This window comes from Streptomyces sp. NPDC006687, assembly GCF_040636215.1.
Lineage (GTDB): Bacteria > Actinomycetota > Actinomycetes > Streptomycetales > Streptomycetaceae > Streptomyces.
On record NZ_JBEYJJ010000015.1, the window covers coordinates 1 to 16,051 of the forward strand.

The 16,051-nt window shown below is 73.9% G+C and carries 16 protein-coding genes; 3 read left to right on the forward strand and 13 right to left on the reverse strand.

The window, feature by feature from the left end:
- Window positions 1-148: 148 nt before the first annotated feature.
- A complete protein-coding gene (locus ABZ716_RS19175; RefSeq protein ID WP_358809561.1) occupies window positions 149-1,219 on the reverse strand; it encodes a serine hydrolase domain-containing protein in 1,071 nt (356 codons plus the stop codon).
- A 51-nt stretch (window positions 1,220-1,270) separates the two neighbouring features.
- Complete coding sequence (locus ABZ716_RS19180) at window positions 1,271-1,942, reverse strand: DUF4097 family beta strand repeat-containing protein (protein ID WP_358960249.1); 672 nt, start codon at window positions 1,940-1,942, stop codon at window positions 1,271-1,273.
- A gap of 223 nt (window positions 1,943-2,165) precedes the next feature.
- On the opposite strand from ABZ716_RS19180, the gene ABZ716_RS19185 reads away from it, so the two are divergent.
- The gene (locus ABZ716_RS19185; RefSeq protein WP_358960251.1) at window positions 2,166-2,915 is read left to right on the forward strand and encodes a helix-turn-helix domain-containing protein; all 750 of its coding nucleotides are present in this window, start codon (window positions 2,166-2,168) and stop codon (window positions 2,913-2,915) included.
- A gap of 98 nt (window positions 2,916-3,013) precedes the next feature.
- Entirely contained in the window at window positions 3,014-3,520 is a 507-nt protein-coding gene (locus ABZ716_RS19190) for a carboxymuconolactone decarboxylase family protein (protein WP_358809564.1), read from the forward strand.
- Between the two features lie 36 nt (window positions 3,521-3,556).
- Here ABZ716_RS19190 and ABZ716_RS19195 read toward each other — a convergent pair whose 3' ends face one another.
- From ABZ716_RS19195 to ABZ716_RS19210, 4 genes are all read right to left on the reverse strand, one after another.
- Complete coding sequence (locus tag ABZ716_RS19195) at window positions 3,557-4,432, reverse strand: alpha/beta hydrolase (protein WP_358960254.1); 876 nt, start codon at window positions 4,430-4,432, stop codon at window positions 3,557-3,559.
- A gap of 184 nt (window positions 4,433-4,616) precedes the next feature.
- Window positions 4,617-5,828 (reverse strand): kynureninase, encoded by a 1,212-nt coding sequence (kynU, locus tag ABZ716_RS19200; protein WP_358960256.1) that lies wholly within the window; start codon window positions 5,826-5,828, stop codon window positions 4,617-4,619.
- A complete protein-coding gene (locus tag ABZ716_RS19205) occupies window positions 5,821-6,669 on the reverse strand; it encodes a tryptophan 2,3-dioxygenase family protein (RefSeq protein WP_351887456.1) in 849 nt (282 codons plus the stop codon). The genes kynU and ABZ716_RS19205 overlap by 8 nt, the downstream gene beginning before the upstream one ends.
- A 129-nt stretch (window positions 6,670-6,798) precedes the next feature.
- Window positions 6,799-7,212 carry a DUF3151 domain-containing protein gene (locus tag ABZ716_RS19210; protein ID WP_351887459.1) on the reverse strand — a complete coding sequence of 138 codons (414 nt, stop codon included), beginning with the start codon at window positions 7,210-7,212 and terminating at the stop codon, window positions 6,799-6,801.
- 186 nt (window positions 7,213-7,398) lie between these two features.
- On the opposite strand from ABZ716_RS19210, the gene ABZ716_RS19215 reads away from it, so the two are divergent.
- Window positions 7,399-8,706: a transposase gene (locus ABZ716_RS19215; RefSeq protein ID WP_358960259.1), complete on the forward strand. Its 1,308-nt coding sequence runs from the start codon at window positions 7,399-7,401 to the stop codon at window positions 8,704-8,706.
- On the opposite strand, the gene ABZ716_RS19220 is transcribed toward ABZ716_RS19215, so the two are convergent.
- The 7 genes from ABZ716_RS19220 to ABZ716_RS19250 all read right to left on the reverse strand — a co-directional run bounded on the left by ABZ716_RS19220 (window position 8,679) and on the right by ABZ716_RS19250 (window position 16,041).
- Window positions 8,679-10,634: a helix-turn-helix domain-containing protein gene (locus ABZ716_RS19220; protein ID WP_358960262.1), complete on the reverse strand. Its 1,956-nt coding sequence runs from the start codon at window positions 10,632-10,634 to the stop codon at window positions 8,679-8,681. The genes ABZ716_RS19215 and ABZ716_RS19220 overlap by 28 nt on opposite strands.
- 98 nt (window positions 10,635-10,732) lie before the next feature.
- Entirely contained in the window at window positions 10,733-11,440 is a 708-nt protein-coding gene (locus ABZ716_RS19225) for a BTAD domain-containing putative transcriptional regulator (RefSeq protein WP_358960264.1), read from the reverse strand.
- Window positions 11,441-11,528: 88 nt separating this feature from the next.
- A complete protein-coding gene (locus ABZ716_RS19230; RefSeq protein WP_358960266.1) occupies window positions 11,529-12,257 on the reverse strand; it encodes a ScbR family autoregulator-binding transcription factor in 729 nt (242 codons plus the stop codon).
- A 194-nt stretch (window positions 12,258-12,451) separates the two neighbouring features.
- Window positions 12,452-13,474, reverse strand: coding sequence for a class II fructose-bisphosphate aldolase (gene fbaA, locus ABZ716_RS19235; protein WP_351887474.1), 1,023 nt, complete (start codon window positions 13,472-13,474; stop codon window positions 12,452-12,454).
- Window positions 13,475-13,665: 191 nt separating this feature from the next.
- Window positions 13,666-14,205 (reverse strand): orotate phosphoribosyltransferase, encoded by a 540-nt coding sequence (pyrE, locus tag ABZ716_RS19240; protein WP_355966648.1) that lies wholly within the window; start codon window positions 14,203-14,205, stop codon window positions 13,666-13,668.
- Between the two features lie 20 nt (window positions 14,206-14,225).
- A complete protein-coding gene (locus ABZ716_RS19245; protein WP_358809571.1) occupies window positions 14,226-15,023 on the reverse strand; it encodes an aldose 1-epimerase in 798 nt (265 codons plus the stop codon).
- Between the two features lie 58 nt (window positions 15,024-15,081).
- Window positions 15,082-16,041 carry an SRPBCC family protein gene (locus ABZ716_RS19250; protein ID WP_358960269.1) on the reverse strand — a complete coding sequence of 320 codons (960 nt, stop codon included), beginning with the start codon at window positions 16,039-16,041 and terminating at the stop codon, window positions 15,082-15,084.
- Window positions 16,042-16,051 lie beyond the last annotated feature (10 nt).

Genomic DNA, 16,051 nt, shown 5'->3' on the forward strand with positions numbered 1-16,051 from the left:
GGCCCCCCCGCCGCCCCCGCGGGGGCCGCCCCCGCCCCACCACAACTATTACAAAAAAACCTGTCCCGGGCGGGCCCCCCCCCCCCCCCCGGGGGGGGGGGGCCCCGCCCCCCCCCCCCCGCCCCTCAGCCGTCCACCGTCAGAACGCTCAGAACACCTCCGCGACCAGCCTCTTCTGGGCCTCGGCGAACAGCGCGCCCACCTCCATCATCCCGAGCCGGGCGTCCCCGCAGGTCAGCGAGGCCGTGAAGGTCGTGGCGCCGTCGGGTGAGGCGAACATCAGCGCCCCCCAGCCCCACATGCCCCCGTTGTGGGTGTAGACGGTGCGGCCGTCCTCCGTCTCCTGCACGAACAGTCCGAGGCCGTAGCCCATCTTGGGATGCGGCGTGCGCATCTCCTCCAGCAGCGGGGCGGGCAGGATCCGGCCGCCCATGAGGGCGGAGAAGAAGGTGTGCAGGTCGCGGGTGGTCGAGATCATGTCTCCGGCGGCGGAGATCCACGAGGGGTTCGCGCGGGTCACGTCGAGGGTCTTCCACTCACCGTCGTGCTGGTACGTGTAATACGCGTGCGGGTGCGGTTCGGGGATCTCCGGCGAGGCGTCCGGCACCACGGTGCCCGACAGGCCCAGCGGGGTCAGGATCCGGCGCCGCATCTCCTCGCCGTACGGGCGTCCGGTGACCTCCTCGACCAGCAGGCGGAGCAGCACGTAGTTGGTGTTGGAGTAGCTCCAGTCCGTCCCCGGCTCGAACCGCGCGGGCTTGGAGAGGGCCAGCCGCACCAGCTGCTCCGGGCTGTAGGTGCGCATCAGGCCGTCCACCCACTCCTGGCCCTCCCAGGCGATGCCCGGCGCGACCGTGCCGTCCTCGTAGTGCTCGCCGGTGAAGTTGAACAGGCCGCTGGTGTGCTGGAGCAGCATCCGCAGGGTGATCCGGGGGTCCAGCTCGTACCCGGGGAGGTGGCCGGCGACGGGTCCGTCGAGTTCCAGCCGGCCCTCGGCCACCAGGAGGAGGACGAGGGTGGCGGTGAAGACCTTGGTGTTGCTGCCGATCCGGAAGTGCCCGTCGGCGGGCGGGGTGGCGCTGGAGCCCAGCTCGGCCACACCGGCGCAGCCGACCCATTCGCCGTGCGGGTCGTTCACCCGCAGCTGCGCCCCGGCCCAGCCGGAGTCGACGATGTCCTGGAGGGCCTGCTGGAGTGCGGGGCGGTTCTGCTCGGTCATGGTGGTGTGCTCCTCGGGTAAGTGCGGTGAGTACGTCATGCGGTGCGGCGCTCAGAGGCTGCGGGCGGTGATGTCGCCGTACGAGGTGGTCGCGCGGAGGGTGAGGGCGGCCGCGGAGCCGTCGGTGTTCGCCAGCGCGTTGTGGATGCGGCCGTGGCCGGTGCCGGCGTCGAGGGTGGCGCTGACCCCGCGGGCGGCGCCGACCGTGATGGCGCCGTGCTGGGTGGTCAGCGTGACGGCGCCCCGGACGGCCTCGGTGACGGTGATGTCACCCTTCTGGGTGCTGATCCGCGCGGGACCGCCGAGGCGGCCGAGGACGACGTCGCCGGCCTGGAGGGTCACCCGGGCGGACGCGGCCTCCTCCAGCTCGACCTCGGCATGCGCGCCCTCCAGGACGACGTCCCCCAGCCGTCCGGCGGCGCGGAACCCGGCGACGGCCACCGTCGCCTCGACGGTCGAGCCGGCGGGCAGCTGGACGGTGACCTCCACGGAGCCGGAGTCGCCCATGATCCGGCTCCTGGCGGGTGCGGCGGCGATCGTGAGGACCCCGTCGCGGAACTCGACGGTGGTCTCACCGGCCGCCTTCACGTCCCGGTTCTTGGAGGCGTCGGCCGGGCGCACCTCGACGGTGGCGTCGGCGCGGTCGGCGGCGATGAGCTGGATGCGTCCGGCGGGGATGTCGAGGACGGTCCGGACGGGGGCGGCGGCGGGGTACGTCTGCATCGTGGTCTCCTGGACTCCGCTTCGTTTCTGACAGGAGAAACGCTAAGTTGCGTTCGCTGGAGTGGCAACGACATCGTTGCGCAGGATGCACATAATCCCAGCTCAGAACTGTGAAATCGTTGCATCGGTTCCGAATCTAACGCAACGAAATCTCGGAGTTCATTGCAATGAACTGCGACTGAACGCTATGCTGGACCGCCGACCGACCCCTCAGGAGGACGCCATGCCCGGAGGCAGACTCACCCAGTCCGAACGCCAGCAGATCGCGCTGGGGCTGGCCGACGGACTCGCCTACGCCGAGATCGCCCGCCGGCTCGACCGCCCGACCTCGACCGTCACCCGCGAGGTCATGCGCAACGGCGGCCCCGCCTCCTACCGCGCCGACCTCGCCCACCGCGCCACCGAGCACCGGGCCCACCGCCGCAAGCAGGCCGCGCCCCGCGGGGCCGCCACGCCGCCGCTGGCCCACGGCCGCGACCCCGAGGCGGTGGCGGCGTACGAGGAGACGTTCACGACGGTCCTGATCGCGACGGGCACGCCCAAGATGATGGCCCGGGTGATGACCTGCCTCTACACCAGCGACTCCGGCAGCCTCACCGCGGCGGAACTCGTCCAGCGGCTCCAGGTCAGCCCGGCGTCGATCTCCAAGGCCATCGCCTACCTGGAGTCCCAGGGGCTCGTCCGCCGGGAACGCGACGAACGCCGCCGCGAGCGGTACGTCTGCGACAACGACGTCTGGTACCAGTCGATGATCGCCAGCGCCGAGGGCACCGCCCAGCTGGCCGAAACCGCACGTCAGGGCGTGGGCGTCCTCGGCGCCCAGACTCCCGCCGGGGTCCGGCTGGAGAACATCGCGCGGTTCGTGGACTTCGTCTCCGAGAGCATCGCCCGCGCGGCGGAACAGGCCCGCGAGATCCTCCACACCAAGCCGGAACCGGCCGCCCCGACGGCGGACCCGGACGAGGCCGCCTGAGGAAACCTCTCCGGCGCCGTCACATCGGCGTCCCGCCACGGGTCAGGGGGGTGAAGGCCGTCGCACCGGGCGACGGCCGCCACCGGAAGGCAGCAGCCATGACGGACACCCCGACCGCCCCGACCGCCCCGATCTCGCGCATGCCCGACCCGGGCGCGTTCGTGCCGGAGCTGGCCGACGTCAGCTCCGCCCTCTTCCGCGCCACCGGCAACCGGTCGGTGCCCCGCAGCACGATGAGCCTCGTCCACCTGCGGGCGGGGCAGATCGTGAACAACACCTACCTGACGGTCCTGAACACCGGCTTCCTCCGGAAGGCCGGGGTGTCCGAGGAGCGGATCACCTCGGTCGCCTCCTGGCAGGACTCCCCGTACTTCAGCCCCGCCGAACGCGCCGCCCTCGCCCTGGCGGAGGCCACCTTCCAGCCGGCCGCCCCCGGGCGCGAGCGCGTCCCGGACGAGCTGTACGCGGAGGCGGCGAAGCACTACGACCAGAAGGCGCTGGCCACCCTGACCATCGCCATCGGCCAGATCGGCTTCTTCATCGCCCTGGCCGTCATCGGCAAGCCGCAGCCGGTGGAGTCGCTGGCCGCGCGGCAGTGGGACTGACCGGCGCCGCCGGCCGCAGGACGCGGCGCATCCGGCCTACCAGGCCAGCTGCGCGATCTCCTCCGCCACCACCGCGCACGCGTCCGCCGCCGGGTCGATCAGGGGGAAGTGGCCGACCCCCTCCACCAGGGTCAGCCCGACGATCTCCCCCGCCTTCGCCGCCGCGGCCGCGTACGACTCCGCCACCGCGGGCGGCACCACGATGTCCTCGCGCCCCTGCACGACCGCCGTGGCGATGCCCGTCGGAAGGAGCGAGGCGGGATCCGCCGAGGGGCGGCGCTCCTCCCAGTGGGCCGGGCCGCCCAGCAGCTGCGCGCAGGCTCCGCCGCACACGCCGAGCTCCTCCGCGACCCCGAAGTCCGCGACGGGGGCCAGCGCCACGACCCCGCGCAGCGCCGGAGGAGCGGGCAGCCGCCACGGGGAGCCGGACGGCAGGACGTGCCGGGCGGCCGCCCACAGGGCGAGGTGGCCGCCCGCGGAGTGGCCCGTGACCACCGTCCGGCGGGGGTCGGCGGCGGGCAGGGCCGCCGCGACGAGGCCGGGCAGGGCGTCCATGGCGGCGGCCACGTCGTCGAAGGTCTCCGGCCAGCGACCCGCCACCGGTCCCCCGGAGCCCTGGCGGGGGAGGGAACTCCCGCGCCGGTACTCCACGTTGGCGACGGCGAAACCCCGCCGGGCCAGGAAGTCCGCGAACGGGGTGACGTGCTGGCGGTCGTAGGGGGCCCGCCAGGCGCCGCCGTGCAGGACGACGACGAGCGGGGCCGGGCCGGTGCGGTCCCCGCGCGGGGCGTAGAAGTCGATGACCTGGTCGGGGTGTTCCCCGTACGCGGCGCTCGCGTCCGGTGCGACCGGGGGGTGTGCGAAGGCCGCCTCGGCCTCGGCGGCGTCCCGTTCGACTGCGGGGTCCGTCATCGGCTCGACCTCTCGGTAACGCGTGTCGGTAACGCGTGTGACAGCGGGGACAGATGTTCCGGTGATCCGGCAGAGCGGGACCGTATCAGCCTGCCACGCGCCGCTGTCCTCCGGGACGAGTCCGCACGGAGGCGGGCGGAGCCGCAGCCCCGCCCGCCCGGTGGAGTGACGTTTCGCTAGGGGGTCACCCGAAAATGTGACCCAGCGTGCGCGCCGCGCGCTCGGCGTCGGCGAATCCGACGTAGAGCGGGGTGAACCCGAAGCGCAGGACGTCGGGGGCGCGGAAGTCGCCGACGACGCCCCGGGAGATGAGCTCGGCCATCACCTCGCGGGCGCCTTCCGTCCGCAGGGAGACCTGGCTGCCGCGGCGGCCGTGCTCCCGCGGGGTGACCACCTCGACCCGGCCCTGCGGGACGTACGCCGCCACGCAGTCGAGGAAGAAGTCGGTCAGCGCCAGGGACTTGGCGCGCACGGCCTCGACGTCCACCCCCTCCCAGGCGTCCAGCGCCGACTCCAGAGCCAGCATGGACAGGATGTCCGGCGTCCCCACCCGCACCCGGGCCGCACCCTGCGCGGGCGTGTACCGGGGCTCCATCGCGAAGGGCTCGGCGTGGCTGTTCCAGCCGGGCAGCGGGGAGTCGAAGGCACCCTGGTGGCGCGCGGCGACGTAGAGGTACGCCGGGGAACCGGGCCCGCCGTTGAGGTATTTGTACGTGCAGCCGACCGCGAGGTCGACGGCGTGCGCGTCGAGGCCGACGGGCAGGGCTCCGGCGCTGTGGCAGAGGTCCCAGACGATCAGCGCGCCCGCGGCGTGGGCGGCTTCCGTGAGGGCGGGCAGGTCGTGGAGCCGGCCGGTGCGGTAGTCGACGTGGTTGAGCAGGACCACGGCCGTGCCCTCGTCCATCGCGCCCGCCGCCTCGGACGGGTCGACGGGGACGAGCTCCAGGCCGGTCATCCGGGCGGCGGAGGCGGCGATGTAGCCGTCGGTGGGGAAGGTGGTGGCGTCGACCAGCATCCTCGTGCGGCCGGGCGCGGCCAGGCGGGCCGCGCCGACGAGGGCCTTGAAGAGGTTGACGCTGGTGGAGTCGCCGACGGTGACCTGGCCGGGGGCGGCGCCGACGAGCGGGGCGATCCGGTCGCCGATCCGCTCGGGGGCGGTCCACCAGCCGCTCTCGTCCCAGGAACGGATGAGCAGCTCGCCCCACTGGCGCTGGACCACGTCGGCCACCGCGCCGGGAACGCCGGCCGGGAGGGCGCCGAGGGAGTTGCCGTCGAGGTAGACGAGGCCCTCGGGGAGGGTGAAGCGGGCGCGGAGCTTGCCGAGGGGGTCCTCGGCGTCGAGGCGGGCGGCGCGGTCCGCGAGGTCGGGGAGGCCGTCGGGCTTCATGTCAGACATGGCTGCGGGCCGTCCAGAGCTCGGGGAAGACGTTCTTCGAGGCGCGCTTCTCCAGCCAGGCCACCCCGGCGGAGCCGCCGGTGCCGGTCTTGGCGCCCATCGCGCGGCGGGTGGCGACCAGGTGGTCGTTGCGCCAGCGCCAGACGAGCTCGGCCACATCGGTGAGGACCTCGCCGAGGCGGTGCAGGTCGGCGTGGGCCCCGGACGGGTCGGCGTACAGGCCGGTCCAGACGGCCTCGACGGCCGGGGAGGGCTCGTAGCGCTGGGAGACGTCCCGGTCGAGGACCGACTGCGGGACGGGCAGGCCGCGGCGGGCGAGCAGGCGCAGGGTCTCGTCGTAGAGGGAGGGCTCCTGGAGGGCCTTCTCCAGCTCGGCGTGGACGCGCGGGGCGCCGCGGTGCGGGACCAGCATGGACGCGGACTTGTCGCCCAGCAGGAACTCCATCCGGCGGTACATCGCCGACTGGAAGCCGGAGCCCTCGCCGAGGGCGCCGCGGTAGGCGTTGAACTGCGCGGGGGTGAGCTGGGCCAGCGGCCGCCAGGAGTGGTTGAGCGCCTCCAGCTCCCTGAGGGATCGTTTCAGCGCGTCCATCGCCACCGGGATGTCGTCCTCGCGCAGGGCGCGTGCGGCGGTCTCCCACTCGTGGACGATGACGGTGAACCACAGCTCCATGACCTGGGTCGTGACCAGGAAGACCATTTCGCCCGGGTCGTCCGAGCGCAGGTGCTGGAGGTGGGTGAGGACGTCCGCCTGGACGTAGTCCTCGTAGGGGGTGGTGCCGTCGAAGTCGAGGTTCGGGGTGTCCGAACCGGCTCCGGAGGCATCAAGGGCGTGCGACATCTCTGTCTCCTCGACACGTGCTTCCGGGTAGCGGTCCGCTCCTTCCGACTCGGCAAGTGGAGCCCCGGTCCCCTGCATCGCATCATAAACAGGAGATCCGGGGCGTCTCTAGGGCAGCCGGTCAGGGCGTTATGCGAGCGTGTCCGCCGCGGTGGGCGAGGAGTCGCGCAGGAAGGCCGCGCAGCGCTCGTACTCCTCCTTCTCGCCGATGGCCCCGGCGGCCCGGGCCAGGGCGTGCAGGGCGCGCAGGAAGCCGCGGTTGGGCTCGTGCTCCCACGGCACCGGGCCGTGGCCCTTCCAGCCGGCCCGGCGCAGGGCGTCCAGGCCGCGGTGGTAGCCCGTACGGGCGTACGCGTACGACTCGACGGTCCGGCCGGCGGCGAACGCCTCGTCGGCCAGGGCGGCCCAGGCCAGGGAGGACGTGGGGTGGGCGGCGGCCACCTCGGCGGGGGCGGTGCCGGCGGCGAGGGCCTCGCGGGGCGCGGGCTCGTCGGGGAGGTGGGTGGGGGCGGGGCCCCCGAGCAGGTTCTGGTGAATCGACATGGGATCAGTGTGTCCGACGCGACGGGGCCGGCGCCCCGCCGACGGCGTCACCGCGCCCGGTGGTGGGGACCCCACCACCGGGCGGGCGAGCGCGGTGACCGGCCCACCTCCCCGAACAGGGGGTGCTCGGCGGACGGTAGAGGGGCAGTGGACGCACGCCGAGGGGGGCATGTCGTGAATGCGGGCATGAGCAGCAGGACCATCACGGGGACGGGGACCACCGCGGGGGCGGCGGGGAGCGAGAGGAGCGGGGCGGGAAGCGGGACCGGGGGCGGCGGGACGGGGCGGCCGGATCCGGCCCGGGAGGTGGCCGACGACCTGTGCGCGGCCGTGTTCTCCTCGCTGCGCCGCAAGGACCAGCGCGAGAAGGGCCGCCAGTACGTCCAGGGGCTGCTGGCCCTGCCCGGCCGCAAGTCGATGCGCGGGATCGCCGGCCAGGTCGGCGGCGGGGCGGCCGAGCAGAGCATGCACCACTTCATCTCCGGCTCCACCTGGGACTGGCAGCCGATCCGCGCCAACCTCTCCCGGTTCCTGGAGGCGGCCAGTCCGCTGACGGCGTGGGTGGCGCAGCCGATGGCCATCCCCAAGGGCGGGGAGCACTCGGTGGGCGTGGCCACCCGCTTCGACCCGCACCAGGGGCAGATGTTCCGGGGCCAGCAGGCGTTCGGGACCTGGTTCGCCTCGGCCGCGCTGGTCACGCCGGTGGGCTGGGAGATGTTCCTCCCGGAGCCGGACCCGGACCCGGACCCGGATCAGGATCAGGATCAGGAAACGAGACCGGCAGCCGCACCGGCAGCGGCATCCGCAGCGGCGCCGGACACGCAGCACGCCGCGCGGGCCGCCTACGAGGAGGCCGCCGCGGCCGCCGTGATCTCCACGGTGCGGCGCAGCGGGAGCCCGGTGCGCCCGGTCGTGCTCGACATCCGGCAGATCGGGACCCGGTCCACGATGAACCGTTTCGCCGAGGCCGGGCTGCCCGTCATCGCCCGCATCGGCCCCTCCACTCCGCTGCTCGTCACCGATCCGGCGCTGCCGGGGCACGGCGCGGGGGCCCGCTGCGCGCGGGACGTCCTCCAGTCGGTGAAGGGGCTCAGCACGCCGGTGGAGTGGAACGATCCGGATCCTGCTGCCGGAGGCGGCCGCCACCGCAGCACCCTCGCGGTCGCGGTGCGGGTGATGATGCCCGACCCCTCCCCGGCCCGCCGCCGCCACCTGCTGCTGGTCGGCGAGTGGACGGACCCGCGGCGCCCCCCGTCGCAGCTGTGGGTGACGGACCTGGTGCGGCTGCCGGTGGGTCCGCTGCTGCGGCTGACGAAGCAGGGCCGGCGGGTGGCGTTCGCCGCCGAGCACAGCGGACAGGAGGCGGGGCTGCGCGACTTCGCGGGGCGGGCACTGCCCGGCTGGCACCGGCACGTGACCCTGGCCTCGGTGGCGCACGCCGCCCGCGCGCTGACGGCGGCGGAGGGCTACGGGGCCTCGTACGGGGCCGCGTAGGGGGAGGCCGCCGACCGGCCGGCGGCGGCGCGGCGGTCGTGCAGGACCGTACGGGTCCTGCGCAGCCGCAGCGCCATCTGGATCTCCAGCGCCCGGGCGGGCTTCTGCCAGTCGGGGCCGAGGAGTTCGCCGATGCGCTCCAGACGGCGCGAGACGGTGTTGGGGTGGACGTGGAGGGCCTCGGCGGCGTGGGTGGGGCTGGCGCCGGAGGCGAAGTACTCCTCCAGGGTGCGGGTCAGCTCGGTCGGCCGTCCGGTGTCGTACTCCAGGACGGGACCGATGGTGCGGGCGATGTACGCCTCCACGTCGTGGTCGGCCGACAGCAGCAGCCCGAGGAAGCCCAGTTCCTGGAGGGAGGCCGTGCCGCCGGCCCCGCCCAGGGCGGTCAGCGCGTCGAGGCAGCGCACCGCCTCGGCGTAGACGCGGGCCACCTCGCCCGGGCCTCCGGTGGGTCCGGCGGCGCCGGTGGACACCGCGTGGCCCAGCAGCGGGGACAGCTCGCCGGAGACCCGGTGGGCGGCGTCGGAGGCGTCGGTGCCGGGCAGGACCAGGGCGATGCAGCCCCGGCGGACGCCCTTGAGGCCGCCCGTCCGGTAGGCGTACGAGGTGGCCCAGGCGACGGCCTTGCCCAGCTCGCCGCCCTCGGGCCGGGAGACGACCACCACGTGCGGGCGGTCGAGGTCGATGCCGAGCCGGCGGGCCCGTTCCAGCAGGTGCAGGTCGACGGAGTGCGGCCGGTCGAGGAGGTCGGCGAGGAGCTCGTCGTGGACGGGCCCCTCGGCGGCGGCGGTGCCCCGCTGGATCAGCATCAGGCAGGCCACGGACTGGGCGGCCAGCTGGAGCAGCCGTACGTCCTCGTCGGCGAGGGGGGCGGAGGCGCTCAGCAGCAGCACCCCGAGGTCCTCGGCGCCGGCCAGGACGGGGGCCAGCCACAGGTCGCCGGGCAGCCGGACGGGGCGGCGGTCGGTCAGCGCCTGGAGGGCCCCCTTGGTGACGGCCTCCTCGTCCAGGCCGGGCAGCTCCCCCGTGGCGGTCAGCGGGCGCCCGCCCGGGTCGCGCACCTGGAGGACGCCGTCCAGCGCGTCGGCGGTGGCCCGGGCCAGGGTGGGCAGTCCGGCGCCGTCCAGCACGAGCCCGGCGAGGCGGGCGTGGCACTCCCACAGGTAGCGGACGCGGGTGAGGGCGGTGTGGGTGCGCGAGCCGAAGGCTTCCAGCTCGGTGACCTGGTCGCGGGTCTGCTCCAGCAGCCGCGCCTTCTCGATGGCGACGGCGGCCAGGTCGGCGAGGGAGAGCATGACGCCGATCTCGTCCGGGGTGAACTGCCGTACGGCGCGGTCGGATCCGTACAGGGCGCCGAGCGTGGAGTCCCCGCGGCGCAGCGGGACGGCGATGATCGCGTGCAGGTCCTCCGCCTCCACGACGGCATCGATGGCGGGGGCGTGCGCGATGGTGGGGTCCGTGAGGTAGTCGGGGGTCCACACCGGGGAGCGGCGGGCCTGGGCGATGCTGCCGAGGCCGCGGCCGGTGCCGAGCTCCAGGCCGGCGTTGAGGGCGGTGGTCTCGCCCTCGGAGGTGCGGACGTAGGCCGATCCGTCGGGACGGCTCAGGGAGAGCCAGGCCATGTCGAAGCCCAGGAGGCGCCGGGCGCGGCGGGTGATCAGGCGGAGCAGTCCGTCGATGTCGTAGGGGGAGGTGAGGTCGTGGGCGGTGTCGACGAGCGCGGTGAGGGCGGCTTCGCGCTGCCGGCTGCGGTGCGCGCGGGCCTGGACGGAGCGGGCCAGTTCCAGGGCGCGGGTGAGCGCGTCGAGGGTGGCGTCGTCGGCGCCGGCCGCGCGCGCCCGCGTCAGCAGCGCCTCGTACTGCGCCGGCGGGGCGTCCTCCGCGAGCAGTTCCAGTACGGCCAGTGCGCCCGCGTCATCCCCCCGCATCCTGCCGACCCCCTCCGACCAGCTGTTTTCCCCCGCGTCCCGTCCCGAACCTAGGTTCCGGGCGACGCAGGGTCAAGCACCGGCCACAGCTCGGCCGGTCAGCGGCACGGGGCGCCCGCCAGGGGCAGTCCGGGGGCCGGGCGGGCGGCGCGCAGGGCGGTGACACGGGCTTCGGCCCGGCACACCGCCGCCAGGTAGGCCCCGCCGGGGCGGGGGCCGCCGGCCGCGCGCAGGACCGCGAGTTCCAGGAGCAGTTCGCGGTGGTGGCCGAGGGCGAGTTCGGCCTCCACCCACTGGCCGAGGACGGAGAGCCGGTCGGCGTCGAGCGCGGCGGTGCGGCCGCGGAGCCAGGTCCCGGCGTCGATGCCGTCCAGGGCGGGCCCGGTCCACAGGTCGAGGGCGCGGCGCAGCCGTGCCGATGCCTGGACGAAGTCCCCGCGGCCCATGGCCCGGTAGCCGGCGCCGGCCTCGCGTTCGAACACCCGGACGTCACAGCGACCGCCGCCGGTGTCGAGGAGGTATCCGCCGGGACAGGTGCGCAGAACGGTCTCCGGGGTACGGACCGAGCCGGCCCCGAGCGCCTCCGCGAACCGCTCGCGCAGCCGGCGCACAGCGGTGTCCAGGGCGGCCCGGGCATGCTCGGGCGGGGTGTGGCGGGTCAGCTCCTCGGCGAGCACGCGGGCCGGGACGAGGCGGTCGGGGCAGGCCGCGAGCACGGCCAGGACGTGCCGGGACTCCGGGGTGGGGGCGGTGATGGCCATACCGTTCTCGGTGACCCGCGGTGCGCCGAGTACCTCAATGTCCACAGTGTTCTCCCTGGGCAGGCGAGCAGAAAAATCATACCCGGAAGGATCTTTCTGGGAAGGGGGCCGGTCGGCGCGGCGTGGCGGCCCGTCAGGCGGCCGGACCGTCGCCCTCGGAGCCGTCCCCGGCCGGGGGCGTGCCGTTCGCGCAGCCGGCCCGGCAGGCGTGGACGCCCTGCGCCCCGTACAGCGCCCGTGCGCCGCGCCCGGGAGCGGTGTCCAGCCGGATGGCCACTGCGGGGACCACCACGTTCGGCATCACATGCGTGTAGAGCTCGGCCACTTGGGCGTCCAGGTCGATGCCGAGGGTGTGGGACATGGTGTTCAGCCCCGCGTACGCGCCGACGATCAGCCGGGCGGGCACGACCGGGTCCACGCCGGGCAGCAGCTCCCCGCGCCGCTGCGCCTCGGACAGCACGCCGGCGCACAGGTCGATCCAGGTCTCGTAGGGCGTGGCCCGGTCCAGGTCACGGCCCGTCTGGTCCAGGGTCAGCCGGGCACTGGCCCGGATCAGCACCTCGTGCCGCATCTGGTGCGAGAAGACCATGCCGATGTCGATGAACTCCTGGGCCTTGTACGCCTGGGGCAGCGCCTGCGGCCGGCCCTCGTTCTGCGCGTCGATGACGGCCTGGGCCAGTCCCTCCTTGGAGTCGAAGTGGAAGTAGAGGGCGCCCTTGGTGACCTTGGCGATGTTGACGATGTCGGAGAGCTTGGCCGCGTCGTAGCCGTGCTCCTCGAAGACCACGGCCGCCGCTTCCAGGATGGCGCGGCGGGTGCGGACCGCCCGGTCCTGCTTCACCTGGGGTCGCTCTGTCCTCATGTGTGGCGTCGCCTCTCCTGGCCCGCCGGCTTCACATTCCCACGGGTACGTTTTCTGTCGCTAGATTCCACACCATCGCGCGGGCACACGTCCACCGGCGTGGGTCAGCTCCGCGCACTCCTGCGGGCGGACATGGAAAAAGGGGTCCGCCGGTCCGTTGCCGGACGGGCGGACCCCTTTTCGAGGGCCGGAGGCTACTTCAGCTTGGTGCCCGTGGAGCGCAGGTCGGCGCACGCCTGGACGACGCGCTTGGCCATGCTCGCCTCGGCCAGCTTGCCCCAGGTGCGCGGGTCGTAGGTGGACTTCTTGCCGACCTCGCCGTCGACCTTCAGGACACCGTCGTAGTTGCGGAACATGTGGTCCGCAACCGGGCGGGTGAAGGCGTACTGGGTGTCGGTGTCGAGGTTCATCTTCACGACGCCGTTCTCCAGCGCGGTGGCGATCTCCTGCTCGCTGGAGCCGGAGCCGCCGTGGAAGACGAAGTCGAACGGGTTGCTCTTGCCGTACTTCTCACCGACGCCCTGCTGGAGGTCCTTGAGCAGCTCGGGGCGCAGGACGACGTTGCCCGGCTTGTAGACGCCGTGCACGTTGCCGAAGGAGGCGGCCAGCAGGTAGCGGCCCTTCTCGCCCAGGCCGAGGGCCTCGGCGGTGCGGATGGCGTCCTCGACGGTGGTGTACAGCTCGTCGTTGATCTCGTGGCTGACGCCGTCCTCCTCGCCGCCGGTCGGGGTGATCTCGACCTCAAGGATGATCTTCGCGGCGGCGGCCTTGGCGAGCAGCTCCTGGCCGATGGCCAGGTTGTCGGCCAGGGTCTCGGCGGAGCCGTCCCACATGTGCGACTGGAAGAGCGGGTTCAGGCCCTTGGCCACGCGCTCGGCGGAGATGTCGATCAGCGGGCGGACGTAGCCGTCCAGCTTGTCCTTGGGGCAGTGGTCCGTGTGCAGCGCGACCGTGATGTCGTACTTGGCGGCGACGACGTGCGCGAACTCGGCCAGGGCGACCGCACCGGTGACCATGTCCTTGTTGTACTGGCCGCCCAGGAACTCGGCACCGCCGGTGGAGATCTGGATGATGCCGTCGCTCTCGGCCTCCGCGAAGCCGCGCAGCGCAGCGTGCAGGGTCTGGGTCGAGGTCACGTTGATGGCCGGGTAGGCGAACTTGCCTGCCTTCGCCCGGTCGAGCATCTCGTTGTAGACCTCGGGGGTTGCGATGGGCATCTGTCCGCTCCTTGGATGTGCGGGGAGTGTGCTTATTGCGGGCCCTGACCTGGGGGTGACGTCATCGTCGCGCCTATCTTTCCAGACTCGGCGCGACACTCCACCCCGCGTCGCGGCCCTCGTACGGCGAGAAGGGCGGGGTGTTTCACGTGAAACATCCCGCCCTCCTGGAAAGCCGCAGGTCACAAGGGTCAGGCGAGGCCCAGGTCACCGAGCTGGTAGCCGGTGAGGTAGGGCAGGCCCGCGTCGGCGATGGCCTCGGAGGCACCGCGGTCCACGATCGTGGCGACGGCGACGACCTCACCGCCGGCCTCGCGGACCGCCTCGACGGCGGTCAGCGGGGAGCCGCCCGTGGTGGAGGTGTCCTCGACGACCAGGCAGCGCTTGCCCTTGACGTCGGTGCCCTCGATCCGGCGCTGCATCCCGTGCGCCTTCTGCGCCTTGCGGACGACGAAGGCGTCCAGCCGCTGCCCGCGGGCGGCGGAGGCGTGCAGCATCGAGGTCGCGACCGGGTCGGCGCCCAGGGTCAGACCGCCGACGCAGTCGAAGTCGAGGTCGGCGGTCAGGTCGAGCATGACCTGGCCCACCAGGGGCGCGGCCTCACCGTCGAGGGTGATGCGGCGGAGGTCGATGTAGTAGTCGGCCTCCTTGCCGGAGGAGAGGGTCACCTTGCCGTGCACGACGGCCTTGTCCTTGATCTGCTGCAGAAGCGCATCGCGTACGTCAGTCATGCGTCGAGCTTAAATGGGCCCTAGTGCGGCGAACGCAGCCGACGCCAGGTCCAGGTCGTGGAGACCTCCAGCGGGTCCACCGGGGTGACCAGCCGCGGAAGGGTGTTCAGACCGTTCGGCGGCCCCGACTGGGGCTCCACGCAGACCGCCTCGGGCTGCTCGTCGTACACGACCACCCACTCGGCCGAGCCGGCCACCTTCAGCTCCAGCTCCTCGGGCCAGGTGAGGGTGACGTCGACCCCGTAGGGCATCCCGAAGCAGTCGTCCCAGGGGCCGGGGGTGGGGTCGATCCGGCGGCCCGTCGGCAGGTGGTCCTCGCCGCGCTCCTCCTGCCACGCCGGGTCGAAGGCGATCTGCGCCTCGGCGCCACCGGCCGTCAGGGTGCGGTTGAACCAGGGGTGCCAGCCGGCCTGGGCCGGGAAGGAGTCCTGATACGTCTCCACCCCCAGGGTGATCGTCAGCGCGTCCGCGCTCAGCTCGAAGGTCTGCGTCACCCGTCCGGCGTGCGGCCAGGGGTCGGCGAGGTCGAAGTAGAAGGCCGCCCCGGTGTCGGTCACGGAAGCGGTCCGCCACGGCAGGTCACGGCCGAGGCCGTGGATGGCGTGCGGGGGGTGGTTGACGGGGAGCCGGCGGACGGCGGCCCCGTCACGGAACTGCCCGTCCGCCATCCGGCCGCACCAGGGGACCATCGGGAAGCACCCGTAGTGCGCGCCCTGGCGCAGCAGCTCCAGGCCGTCGTAGCGCAGGCTCGCGATGCGGCAGCCGTTGTCCTGGTCGATGGTGATCTCGGCGCCGCCGGCGCCCAGTTGCGTACTCATACGGCCGACCCTACGGCGAGCGGTCCCGGCGGCCGCTGACCCCCGGTCGTGCATCGCTTCAGCGTCGGCGGCGCAGTGCCCTTCCGACGACCACCGCCGAGGCCACGGCCAGGGCGGCGGCCGGGGCGGCCCAGCGCAGGGCCGAGCCGTTGCCTCCGGCGGAGGGGGCGGGGACGGGGGCGTAGCGGCCGCGCGGCGGCGCGTGGTCGACCTCCTCGGCACTGCGCCCGATCATCGTCCGGCGGGCGTGGGCGGCTTCGGCCGGCGGGTTCGGGGGCGCGGTGGGGTCGGCATCCCCGAACCCGCCGGACTCCGGCACCCCGCCGATCTCCGGCAACCCACCGAAGTCGGGGACGCCGGGGATGTCGGGCACCTCGGGGACGCCGGGGACCTCGGGGACGCCGCCGAAGGGGGTGTCGGGCACGCCGGGCACCTCCGGGACGCCGCCGAAGGGGGTGTCGGGCACGCCGGGCACCTCCGGGACGCCGCCCAGAGGGGTGTCGGGGGCCCCGGGCAGTCCCTCGCCCGGGAGGGGGCCGGGGGACGCCGGAGGTGCCTCGGCGTCCTCGACCGCTTCCGCCGCCTCCGCCAGGTTGGCGCAGAGACGGTCGAGGAGGCGGTGGACGGCGGTGGTCAGGGTGTCGTGGTCGAAGGTGGAGGTGCGGCCGTCGTCGTCGGCGGCGGCCTCCCCGGTGAACTCCAGCTGGGTCCCGCCGTCGTGGGGGCTCAGCCGCAGCACCGCCGAGACCTTCACGGTGCCGTGGCCCCGCGCCTCGGCGCCCTCGCACTCCACGGCGAAGTGCCCCGGCTCCCGCTCGGCCAGCCTCAGGGTCCCCCGGTACGTGACGCTGCTGGAGCCGACGCGCAGCCTGAGCCGCCCGGCCACCGCACCGGCGGCGGCCGCGTCGGTATCCGCGTCCTGCTGGAGTCCGGGCACGCAGCGGGCCAGCCGCGCGGGGTCGCGCAGCACGGCGCGCAGGTCGTCTGCCGGTACCGGAACGAACACCTGATGCTCCATACCGTCGAGC